The 10,491-nt window shown below is 67.1% G+C and carries 10 protein-coding genes and 1 pseudogene; 9 read left to right on the top strand and 2 right to left on the bottom strand.

Annotation, left to right across the window (positions count from 1 at the left end):
* The coding region (locus tag DI526_RS10650; protein ID WP_304277417.1) for a hypothetical protein at positions 1–214 on the top strand (214 nt) is incomplete at its 5' end.
* Position 215: 1 nt separating this feature from the next.
* Here the strand turns inward: DI526_RS10650 and DI526_RS10645 are convergent.
* Positions 216–336: pseudogene (locus tag DI526_RS10645) on the bottom strand (hypothetical protein); the annotation flags it as partial.
* Between the two features lie 153 nt (positions 337–489).
* Here DI526_RS10645 and pgm point away from each other — a divergent pair.
* The 3 genes from pgm (at position 490) to DI526_RS10630 (ending at position 4,399) form a co-directional block, all read left to right on the top strand.
* A complete protein-coding gene (pgm, locus tag DI526_RS10640; RefSeq protein ID WP_304277413.1) occupies positions 490–2,130 on the top strand; it encodes a phosphoglucomutase (alpha-D-glucose-1,6-bisphosphate-dependent) in 1,641 nt (546 codons plus the stop codon).
* 263 nt (positions 2,131–2,393) lie between these two features.
* A complete protein-coding gene (locus DI526_RS10635; protein WP_304277411.1) occupies positions 2,394–4,052 on the top strand; it encodes a lysine--tRNA ligase in 1,659 nt (552 codons plus the stop codon).
* 137 nt (positions 4,053–4,189) lie between these two features.
* Complete coding sequence (locus tag DI526_RS10630) at positions 4,190–4,399, top strand: hypothetical protein (RefSeq protein WP_304277409.1); 210 nt, start codon at positions 4,190–4,192, stop codon at positions 4,397–4,399.
* Positions 4,400–4,419: 20 nt separating this feature from the next.
* On the opposite strand, the gene DI526_RS10625 is transcribed toward DI526_RS10630, so the two are convergent.
* Complete coding sequence (locus DI526_RS10625) at positions 4,420–5,058, bottom strand: helix-turn-helix transcriptional regulator (RefSeq protein ID WP_304277407.1); 639 nt, start codon at positions 5,056–5,058, stop codon at positions 4,420–4,422.
* Between the two features lie 198 nt (positions 5,059–5,256).
* Here DI526_RS10625 and DI526_RS10620 point away from each other — a divergent pair, with 198 nt between their 5' ends.
* From DI526_RS10620 to DI526_RS10600, 5 genes are all read left to right on the top strand, one after another.
* Entirely contained in the window at positions 5,257–5,736 is a 480-nt protein-coding gene (locus tag DI526_RS10620) for a MerR family DNA-binding transcriptional regulator (RefSeq protein ID WP_304277405.1), read from the top strand.
* Between the two features lie 85 nt (positions 5,737–5,821).
* Positions 5,822–7,615 carry an acyl-CoA dehydrogenase C-terminal domain-containing protein gene (locus DI526_RS10615; RefSeq protein WP_304277403.1) on the top strand — a complete coding sequence of 598 codons (1,794 nt, stop codon included), beginning with the start codon at positions 5,822–5,824 and terminating at the stop codon, positions 7,613–7,615.
* Between the two features lie 2 nt (positions 7,616–7,617).
* Positions 7,618–8,781 (top strand): acyl-CoA dehydrogenase family protein, encoded by a 1,164-nt coding sequence (locus DI526_RS10610; RefSeq protein WP_304277400.1) that lies wholly within the window; start codon positions 7,618–7,620, stop codon positions 8,779–8,781.
* The gene (locus DI526_RS10605; protein WP_304277399.1) at positions 8,778–9,158 is read left to right on the top strand and encodes a hypothetical protein; all 381 of its coding nucleotides are present in this window, start codon (positions 8,778–8,780) and stop codon (positions 9,156–9,158) included. The genes DI526_RS10610 and DI526_RS10605 overlap by 4 nt, the downstream gene beginning before the upstream one ends.
* Positions 9,159–9,224: 66 nt before the next feature.
* Complete coding sequence (locus tag DI526_RS10600; RefSeq protein WP_304277398.1) at positions 9,225–10,430, top strand: acetyl-CoA C-acetyltransferase; 1,206 nt, start codon at positions 9,225–9,227, stop codon at positions 10,428–10,430.
* The last annotated feature ends 61 nt before the right edge of the window (positions 10,431–10,491 follow it).

Genomic DNA, 10,491 nt, shown 5'->3' with positions numbered 1-10,491 from the left:
TCCCGAAAGAAGACCGGCGAGCGCTTCCCGCTCGACCACCCCCGACAGCCGTCACGATCGCCGGCCGGACGTCCCTTCCGCGCCATCGGGTAAGGAAGAGTATGGCGGCGGTTTAGACGCGGATGATCCAGCGGCGTGTAAAAGTGAGAAGTGCTTGAAATCGTTCGCTTCGATTCTGGATACGCGGATCATAGAGCGCCGCGAACGCTCGTAAAAATCCTCCCCCTGGCGGGGGAGGTGTCGGCTCGAAGAGACGACGGAGGGGGAAGAGGCAGGGTCAGCAAGACTTCCCCCTCCGTCCGCTGCGCGGACACCTCCCCTGCGAGGGGGAGGATTTGGGCTCACGCCCCTCCGTGGTCAGGTAGGGGCCTGCGGCGTTGGCCGACCTTTGCGCAAGAGCTGGCGAACCCGGCAGATAGTTCGTGAAATTGTCTCCCGCGCCCTTTAGGACTTTGCGCTTATCGATAAGCCCAAACTCGATCAGGTGACTTGATGCACGACCGCGCCGGACTTCGCGCTCTTCCCGAAGATCTTGTCGATCTCGACGCCCTGATCGGGGCCTATTTCGAGATCCAGCCGGACGTCTCCAATCCTGCCCAGAAGGTCGTGTTCGGCACGTCGGGTCACCGAGGCTCGAGCCTGGACGGCGGGTTCAACGAGGCCCACATCCTGGCGATCACCCAGGCGGTCGTCGAATACCGCGCCGCCCAGGGCGTGACCGGCCCCCTGTTCGTCGGCCGCGACACCCACGGCCTGTCCGAACCCGCCTGGCGCTCGGTGCTGGAAGTCCTGGCCGGCAACGGGGTCGAGACGCTGGTCGACTCCCGCGACGGCTTCACCCCGACCCCGGCGGTGTCGCACGCCATCCTGACCCACAACCGCCAAGGCGGCGCGCAAGCCGACGGCCTGCTGCTGACGCCCTCGCACAATCCGCCGCGCGACGGCGGCATCAAGTACAATCCGCCGTCCGGCGGTCCGGCCGGTTCGGACGCCACCTCGGCCATCGCCGCCCGGGCCAACGAACTGCTCGCGCAAGGTTTGGCTGGCGTGAAGCGCGTTCCGTTCGAGACCGCCCGCAAGGCCGTTGGAAGCTATGATTTCCTCGGTCGCTATGTCGACGACCTGCCGGCGGTGATCGACATCGCCGCGATCCGCGCGGCCAAGGTGCGGATCGGCGCCGACCCGCTGGGCGGCGCGGCCGTCGCCTATTGGGGCGCGATCGCCGAGCGCCACGGCCTGGACCTGACGGTGGTCAACGACGCCGTCGACCCGCGCTGGGCGTTCATGCCGCTCGACACCGACGGCAAGATCCGCATGGACTGCTCGTCCTCCAGCGCCATGGCCAACCTGATCGGGATCATGAAGGGCGGCGCTGCCTATGACGTCGCGACCGGCAACGACGCCGACGCCGACCGCCACGGCATCGTCACGCCCGACGGCGGGCTGATGAACCCCAACCACTACCTGGCCGCGGCGATCTCTTACCTGTTCAGCCACCGCCCGGGCTGGGGCGCGGACACGGCCGTCGGCAAGACGCTGGTCTCGTCCTCGATGATCGATCGCGTGGTCGCCGGCCTTGGCCGTCGCCTGCTCGAAGTGCCGGTCGGCTTCAAGTATTTCGTGCCGGGCCTCTTGGACGGCTCGGTCGGCTTCGGCGGCGAGGAGTCGGCCGGCGCCTCGTTCCTGCGCCATGACGGCGGCGTCTGGAGCACCGACAAGGACGGCATCACCCTGGCCCTGCTGGCCGCCGAGACCCAGGCGGTGACGGGCAAGAGCGCCAGCCAGCTCTACGCCGGCCTGACCGAGACGTACGGCGCGCCGGCCTATGCCCGCGTCGACGCCCCGGCCAGCCGCGAGGAGAAGGCGCGCCTCGCCAAACTCAGCCCCAGCGACGTCTCGGCCAAAACCCTGGCCGGCGAGGCCATCACCGACATCCTCACCGCCGCCCCCGGCAACGGCGAGGCGATCGGCGGCCTAAAGGTGTGCACCCAGAACGCCTGGTTCGCGGCGCGCCCCTCGGGCACCGAGGACGTCTACAAGGTCTATGCGGAGTCGTTCCTGGGCCCGGATCACCTGAAGCAGGTCCAGGCCGAGGCGCGCGAGGTGGTGGCGGGGGCGCTGAAGGGCTGATCCGCACGAGGTCGGGTTCGAAACTCAGCCCTGAATTTGAAACCTATAGCTCGCCTTCCTGGGCCTTGTGCCCAGGACCCAGGCTTGCGGCAGGCCCGGACCTTGAGGCGAGCCGAGGCTGAACGCTCCGGGACACCGGTCAACCTCTGCGGCTGCGGAACGATGGGTCCTGGGCACAGGGCCCAGGAAGGCGGGGTTGTTTGCCGTTTTGAATATCGGCGCCACCCTAGCCCTTCGCCGCGTCAGCGCTTATACCGCCCCGCATGTTTGAAGGCCTCTCCCCCCTCGCCCGCGACGCCCGCTCCTGGCCCTTCGAGCAGGCGCGCGCCACGATCGCCCGCGTCCTGCGCGTGCGCCTCCCCGATCGCGCCGACCAGGAAGCCGCCAAGGCCCTGATCGACGCGGGCAAGACCGACGAGGCGGTGAAAGCCTATCCGGCCCTCTCCAAGGCCGTGATCTTCGAGACCGGCTATGGTCCGTCGGGCCTGCCGCACCTGGGCACCTTCGGCGAGGTCGCGCGCACCACGATGGTCCGAAGCGCCTTCCGCGCCCTGACCGACGAGGCCATCCCGACCCGCCTGATCGCCTTCAGCGACGACATGGACGGCCTGCGCAAGGTTCCCGAGAACATCGAGAACAAGCAGCCGCTGATCGAGGACCTGGGCAAGCCCCTGACCGTCGTCCGCGACCCGTTCGGCACCCACGACAGCTTCGGCGCCCACAACAACGCCCGCCTGCGCGCTTTCCTCGACAGCTTCGGCTTCGAGTACGAGTTCGTGTCCTCGACCGCTTGCTACAAGGGCGGGATGTTCGACGCGACCCTTCTGACCGCCCTGGAGCGCTTCGACGCGATCCAGAAGGTCATGCTGCCGACCCTGGGCGAAGAGCGCCGCGCGACCTATTCGCCGTTCCTGCCGATCAGCCCGACCACCGGCCGGGTGCTGCAGGTCCCGACCCTGGAGCGCAACGTCGAGAAGGGAACGATTGTCTTCCAGGACGAGGACGGCCGCAATGTCGAGGTCCCGGTCACCGGCGGCCACGTGAAGATGCAGTGGAAGCCCGACTGGGCGATGCGCTGGACCGCTCTGGGCGTCGACTACGAGATGTCGGGCAAGGACCTGATAGACTCGGTCAAGGCCTCAGGCGCGATCTGCAAGGCGCTGGGCGGGGTTCCGCCGGAAGGCTTCAACTACGAGCTCTTCCTGGACGAGAACAACCAGAAGATCTCCAAGTCCAAGGGCAACGGCCTCTCCATGGAAGACTGGCTGCGGTACGGCGCGCCCGAGAGCCTGTCGTACTACATGTTCCAGAGCCCCAAGTCGGCCAAGAAGCTCTATTTCGACGTCATCCCTAAGGCGACGGACGAATACCTGCAGCAGCTGGACGCCTATCCGCGCCAGGAGCCTGCCAAGCAGCTGGACAACCCCGTCTGGCACATCCACACGGGCCGTCCGCCGCAGCACGGCTCGCCGGTGTCGTTCAGCCTGATGCTGAACCTGGTCTCGGCCGCTGACGCCTCGACCAAGGAGATCCTCTGGGGCTTCCTGTCGCGCTACATTCCGGGCGCGACGCCGGAAAGCCAGCCGCTGCTGGATCGCCTGGCCGGCTACGCGATCAACTACTACGAGGACTTCGTGAAGCCCTCGAAGGTGTTCCGCGCGCCCAGCGACCAGGAACGCGCGGCGATGCTGGACCTGCTGGCCAAGCTGAAGGCCATGCCGGCCGGGACGCAGGACGCCGAGCTGATCCAGAACGAGGTGTTCGAGGTGGGCAAGGCGCACGGCTTCGACCCGCTGCGCGCCTGGTTCCAGGCGCTCTACGAAGTGCTGCTGGGCCAGAGCCAGGGCCCGCGCTTTGGCTCGTTCGCGGCGATCTTCGGGATCGACCGGACGGTGGCGCTGATCGAGGAAAAGTTGGGCTAGGTATTGGTGCGGCGGAATGGCCCTGCGACACCTTGCCCGGCAGATGAACGAGACCTGAATTCGGTATTAAGGGTCTGACCACCTTTCCGAGTCTAAGGTCCGATCATCAGGACTAGGACAGTCTTCAAGGTCAGATCATGGCTTCGTTCACCCTTCGCCCGACCGATCGACAGAAGTTCGATTCTCTGCTCGGCGGCATCGTTCAGCAGTTCCCCGACGCCCAGGTCGAGGCCGCGCACAACGACACCTGGCAGTCGTACCGCGTCGACGTGTCGTGCGCCGACCCGGCAGCCGGCCCGCTGATCGCGTGGCTGATCGACACCCACGGCGACTGCCCGCGCACGTAATCTAGGTTGGATCGGGCCGGCTACTGGCTGGCCCAGACAATCCGCGCGATCCAGGCGACCTCGTCCCGCGACAGCAGGCGCTCGCCCTCGCGCCCCAGCGCCAGGAGCTCGATCGTCCTGGCCGTGACCCGGCCCAGCTCCCGCACCAGGACCTCGCCGGCATGGGTCCGCGCCACGACGCGATCCCCCTTGCGCGGCTCGACCGTGGGCGAGACCAAGAGGCGGTCGCCGTCGCGATAGACCGGCGTCAGGGCGTCTCCCGAGATTTCCAGGGCGAACAGGCCCGCGCCGAGATCCGGCGCGGCGACCTCGTCCCAGCCCGTCCCCACGGGCAGGCCCGCCGCGTCGAAGAAGCCCTCCTGCCCCGCCTGGGCCAGGCCGATCAGCGGCGCGCCGCGCTTGCCCCCCGCGCTTGCCGACTGCTCGGTCAGGGCGGCGAATTCCGAGAAATTGACCCCCGTCGCCTCGAGCAGCTTGGCGAGACTCTCGGTTGAGGGCCAGCGCGCGCGGCCGTCGGCCTCCGTCGAGCCGCGCTTGGAGCGGTTGAAGCTGGTGGGGTCGAGACCCGCCATCCGGGCCATGGCGGACGGCGTCATGTCGAAGCGCTCGGCCAGGGCGTCGATGGCCCGCCAGATTTCGCCGTGAGAGAGGGTCGCCATCAGGCGTCTCCTTTGACGGTCGTGGCCTTCGATCCCGAAAATACGCCGCCAACCCTAGGAAAGTAAACCTACGCTCGCCGCGTAGATTGACGTTTACGTAAGCGTTGACGGTCGCCCGATATCGGGTTTAGGGTGATCGTCGATAACTAAGCGGCCCGGCCGCGGTAGCCAGGCCCTCTTCATTGGGAGGTTTAAACCATGGCCGACCTGCGTCGCCCCGAGCGGACTTTCACGATCCGCCAGCTCTGCAACGAATTCAAAGCCACGCCGCGGGCCCTGCGCTTCTACGAGGACAAGGGCCTGCTAAACCCCGCGCGCGAGGGCCTGAACCGCGTCTATTCCCACAAGGATCGCGTCCGCCTGCAGCTGATCCTGCGCGGCAAGCGCGTGGGCCTGTCGCTGTCGGAAATCCGCGAACTGCTGGACCTCTATGATGAGAACGACCAGGGCGCGGCCCAGATGGCCCGCTCGCTGAAGAAGTTCCGCGAACGCGCCAATGCGCTGGAGCAGCAGCGCGACGACATCGACAACGCCCTGGTCGAGCTGCGCGAGGCCTGCGATCGGCTCGAAAAGCGCCTCGCCGAAATCCGCCCCGACCTGCTGCCCCGCGCGGCCGACTACGAGCAGGTGCTGCGCGCCCGCCTGGACGGTCACGCCGAGGCCATGCTGGGCAAGTAAGCCCGGCGGCGCCGTCTCCGGACGCCCTGCGTTCGGAGGGCGGGCCCAGCCCCCTTCCCTCCCCGATCCTAGCCAGGACCGCTTCATGACCTACCAGCCGCCCGTTCGCGATCACGCCTTCATCCTGCGCGACGTGCTCAATATCGATCAGCACGGCGACCTGCCCGGCTTCTCCGACGCGCCGTTCGACGTCGTCGAGCAGATCCTGGACGCGGCCGCCCAGTTCACGGGCGAGGTCCTGGCCCCGCTGAACACGGTCGGCGACAAGAACGGCTGCCATCTGGATCCGGCCACCAACACCGTCACCACCCCGCCCGGCTTCAAGGACGCCTACAAGCAGCTGTGCGAGGGCGGCTGGACCGCGATCGGCTCCGATCCGGCCTATGGCGGCCAGGGCCTGCCCTATGTCGTGAACCTGGCCTTCAGCGAGATGTCGAGCTCGGCCAACATGGCCTTCTCGATGTATCCGGGCCTGGCACACGGCGCCTATTCGGCCATCCACTTCGGCGGCACGGACGAGCAGAAAGAGACCTATCTGCCCAAGATGGTGACCGGCGAATGGACCGGCACCATGAACCTGACCGAGCCGCACTGCGGCACGGACCTCGGCTTGCTGCGCACCAAGGCGGTCCCGCAGGCCGACGGCAGCTATCGCATCACCGGCCAGAAGATCTGGATCTCGGCCGGCGAGCACGACATGTCGGACAACATCGTCCACCTCGTCCTCGCCCGCATCGAAGGCGCCCCGGCCGGGGTGAAGGGCATCAGCCTGTTCATCGTGCCGAAGTTCATGCCCAACGCTGACGGCTCGGTCGGTCCGCGCAACGAGGGCGTCAAGTGCGTCGGTCTCGAAGAGAAGATGGGCATCCACGGCAACGCCACCTGCGTGATGCAGTATGACGACGCCGTCGGCTACCTGATCGGCGAGGAGAACGCCGGCCTGAAGATCATGTTCGTGATGATGAACGAGGCGCGTCTCGGCGTCGGCATGCAGGGCGTGGCCCAGGGCGAGGCCGCCTACCAGGCCGCCGTCGCCTTCGCCAAGGACCGCCTGCAAGGCCGCTCGCTGACGGGCCCGAAGAACGCCGACGGGCCCGCCGATCCGATCATCGTCCATCCGGACGTCCGCCGCATGCTGCTGGAGAGCAAGGCCCTGATCGAGGGCGGCCGCGCCTTCCTGTTCTGGACCGCTCTGCACGGCGACCTCTCGCACGTCCACCCGGACGAGAAGGTCCGCGAGAAGTCGGCCGACTACATGAGCCTGATGACGCCGGTTCTGAAGGGCTATCTGACCGACAAGGGCTTCCAGGTCTGCTCCAACGCGGTGCAGGTGCACGGCGGCAGCGGCTTCACCGAGCACTTCCCGGTCAGCCAGTTCATGCGCGACTGCCGCATCGCCCTGATCTACGAGGGCACCAACGGCGTGCAGGCCCTGGACCTGGTCGGCCGCAAGCTGGCGGCCAAGGGCGGCCGCGCGGTCATGACCTTCTTCCAGGAAATCGATCAGTTCATCGGCGAGAACGACGCCGACGAGGCGATCAAGCCGTTCATCGAGGCCCTGGCCGCCGCAAAGGGCCAACTGCAGGACGGCACCATGTGGCTGATGCAGAACGGCCTGCAGAACCCCGACAACGCCGGCGCGGCCTCGACCGACTACATGCACCTCTTCGGCCTGACGGGCCTGGCGTACATGTGGGCGCTGATGGCCAAGGCCGCCCAGGCCAAGATCGCCGCCGGCTCGTCGGACCCGTTCTTCACGACCAAGCTGACGACCGGCCGATATTTCATCGAACGCATCTTGCCTGACGCTGCGTCGCATCTGGCCAAGCTGAAAACCGGTTCGGCGACCCTGATGGCGCTGCCTGCGGAGGCTTTCTGATCATGAGCGTGCTCAACGTTGAAAAGCCGGCCTTCATGGCCGAGGAAGACATCGCGATCTTCGAGGACGCGGTCGGCAAATTCTTCGACGAGCACGCCCCCGAAGAGACCGTCTCCAAGTGGCGCAAGAACCACTGCGTCGACCGCGACATGTGGACCAAGGCGGGAGAGGCGGGCTTGCTCGGCCTCTCCACCCCTGAGGAATACGGCGGCGCCGGCGGCGATTACCGGCACGAGGTCGTGCTGATGGAGCAGCTGGGCCTGAAGGGCGTCGACGGCTTCGGCATCAGCCTGCACAACGCGATCATCATGCCCTATGTCGTCCACTACGGGACGGATGAGCAGAAGCGCCGCTGGCTTCCCAAGATGGCGACCGGCGAACTGGTCGGCGCCATCGCCATGACCGAGCCCGGCGCCGGGTCCGACCTTCAGGGGGTGAAGACCACCGCCCGGAAGGTCGGCAACCACTACGTCATCAACGGCTCCAAGACCTTCATCACCAACGGCCAGACGGCCAACTTCATCATCGTCGTCGCCAAGACGGACCCCACGGCCGGCGCGCGCGGCACCAGCTTGCTGATCGTCGAGACCGACGAGGTCGAGGGCTTCGAGCGCGGCCGCAACCTCGACAAGCTGGGCCAGGAGGCCCAGGACACCTCGGAACTGTTCTTCAACGACGTGAAGATCCCGACCGAGAACCTGCTCGGAACCGACGAAGGCCAAGGCTTCTTCCAGCTGATGGGCCAGCTGCCGCAGGAGCGGCTGAACATCGCCGTCCAGGGCATGGCCACCATCGAGCGGGCGCTGGAGCTGACCATCGCCTACGTCAAGGACCGTAAGGCGTTCGGCAAGGCGATCATCGACTTCCAGAACACCCAGTTCGTCCTGGCCGAATGCAAGACCGAGGCGACCGTGGCCCGCGTCTTCGTCAACCACTGCATCGAGCAGCACCTGGCCGGCAAGCTCGACGCCGCCACCGCCTCGATGGCCAAGTACTGGGTCAGCGACCTGGAGAACAAGATCGTCGACCGCTGCCTGCAGCTGTTCGGCGGCTATGGCTTCATGAACGAGTACCCGATCGCGCGCATGTACAAGGACAGCCGCATCCAGCGCATCTACGGCGGCACCAACGAGATCATGAAACTGCTGATCGCGAGGACCCTGTGATCGCGCTTCCCCTGATCGCCCTGCTCGCGGGCCCGGCCGCCGCCCCACCAGCCAATGACGCCCGCTCGGCCGTGGTCTGCGTGCGCGCCGTCCAGAGCCCCCGCTCCCTCACCTTCTCCGGCGAACTGGTCGGCAAGAGCCCGCAGCCCGGCGCCTTCAAGCTGCCGCTGCAGCCGGCCGGCCAGGACATCTGCAGCACCCTGCTGCGCTCCAAGGTCGCCGAGTGGAAGCTGGAGGTGACCACCTCGGGCTTCACGGCCTGCACGCTGCCGCCGCCAGAGTTCGGCTCGCGCCTCTACTACCGCGCCAAGGTCTCGGCCCGAGGCCTCAAGTGCGAGCCGATCGGCAAGTACCCGATCGGCAACTGGAAACCCTAACGACGCGCCCCGTCCAAAAGGGCGCGCGAACAACACGAACAACGCTTCGCAGGAAGGAGCCATTCCATGGCTGACGCTTACATCTTCGACGCCGTGCGCACGCCGCGCGGCAAGGGCAAGAAGGACGGGTCTCTGCACGAGATCACCGCCCTGTCCCTGTCCACCCAGGTCCTGGAAGCCCTGCGCGACCGCAATGGCCTCGACACTAGCAAGGTCGACGACGTCGTCCTGGGGTGCGTCGCCCCGGTCGGCGAGCAAGGCTCCGACATCGCCCGCACCGCCGTCTTGACCGCCGACTACGCCGAGAGCGTCGCCGGCGTGCAGATCAACCGCTTCTGCGCCTCGGGCCTGGAAGCCGTGAACATGGCCGCGGCCAAGGTCGCCTCGGGCGAGGCCGGCCTCGCGATCGGCGGCGGCGTCGAGAGCATGAGCCGGGTGCCGATGGGCAGCGACGGCGGCGCCTGGCCGACCGATCCGTCCTCGGCCTTCAAGACCTATTTCGCCCCGCAAGGCGTCTCGGCCGACCTGATCGCCACGATGTATGGCTTCAGCCGCGACGACGTCGACGCCTACGCGGTCGAAAGCCAGAAGCGCGCCGCCGCCTCGTGGGCCGACGGTCGATTCAAGAAGTCGGTGATCCCGGTGAAGGACCAGCTGGGCCTGACCATCCTCGATCATGACGAGACCGTCCGCGGTTCGACCACCATGCAGACCCTGGCGTCGCTGAACCCCTCGTTCACCGGCATGGGTGAAATGGCCTTCGACGCCGTCGTCACCCAACGCTATCCGCAGGTCGAGCGCGTCAACCACGTCCACCACGCCGGCAACAGCTCGGGCATCGTGGACGGCGCCGCGGGCGTGCTGATCGGCACCAAGGAAATGGGCGAGGCGCTTGGCCTGAAGGCTCGCGCCAAGATCAAGGGTGCGGCCTCCATCGGCTCGGAGCCCTCGATCATGCTGACCGGCCCGGCGCTGGTCACCGAGAAGCTGCTCAAGAAACTGGGCATGGAGGTCGGCGACATCGACCTCTACGAACTGAACGAAGCCTTCGCCTCGGTCGTGCTGCGCATGATGCAGGCGCTGGATATTCCGCACGACAAGATGAACGTGAACGGCGGCGCCATCGCCATGGGCCACCCGCTGGGTGCCACCGGCGCGATGATCCTGGGCACCGTCCTCGACGAGCTGGAGCGCTCGGACAAGGAAACCGCCCTGATCACCCTGTGCGTCGGCGCCGGAATGGGCACCGCCACCGTCATCGAACGCGTCTAACGGAAACCTATGCTCCCCCGCTGGGGGAGCTGTCGCGGAGCGACTGAGGGTGCCTACTCGG

Source organism: Caulobacter segnis, assembly GCF_003243465.1.
Taxonomy (GTDB): Bacteria; Pseudomonadota; Alphaproteobacteria; order Caulobacterales; family Caulobacteraceae; genus Caulobacter; species Caulobacter segnis_A.
This window is presented reverse-complemented; position numbering and strand designations above follow the sequence as displayed.

Excerpts from the sequence above, each read along its gene's own strand:
- DI526_RS10615 (WP_304277403.1), top strand. The coding sequence starts at position 5,822 with ATGACCTACCAGCCGCCCGTTCGCGATCACGCCTTCATCCTGCGCGAC.
- DI526_RS10610 (WP_304277400.1), top strand. The coding sequence starts at position 7,618 with ATGAGCGTGCTCAACGTTGAAAAGCCGGCCTTCATGGCCGAGGAAGAC.
- DI526_RS10625 (WP_304277407.1), bottom strand. The coding sequence starts at position 5,058 with ATGGCGACCCTCTCTCACGGCGAAATCTGGCGGGCCATCGACGCCCTG.
- DI526_RS10635 (WP_304277411.1), top strand. The coding sequence starts at position 2,394 with ATGTTTGAAGGCCTCTCCCCCCTCGCCCGCGACGCCCGCTCCTGGCCC.
- DI526_RS10630 (WP_304277409.1), top strand. The coding sequence starts at position 4,190 with ATGGCTTCGTTCACCCTTCGCCCGACCGATCGACAGAAGTTCGATTCT.
- DI526_RS10620 (WP_304277405.1), top strand. The coding sequence starts at position 5,257 with ATGGCCGACCTGCGTCGCCCCGAGCGGACTTTCACGATCCGCCAGCTC.
- DI526_RS10600 (WP_304277398.1), top strand. The coding sequence starts at position 9,225 with ATGGCTGACGCTTACATCTTCGACGCCGTGCGCACGCCGCGCGGCAAG.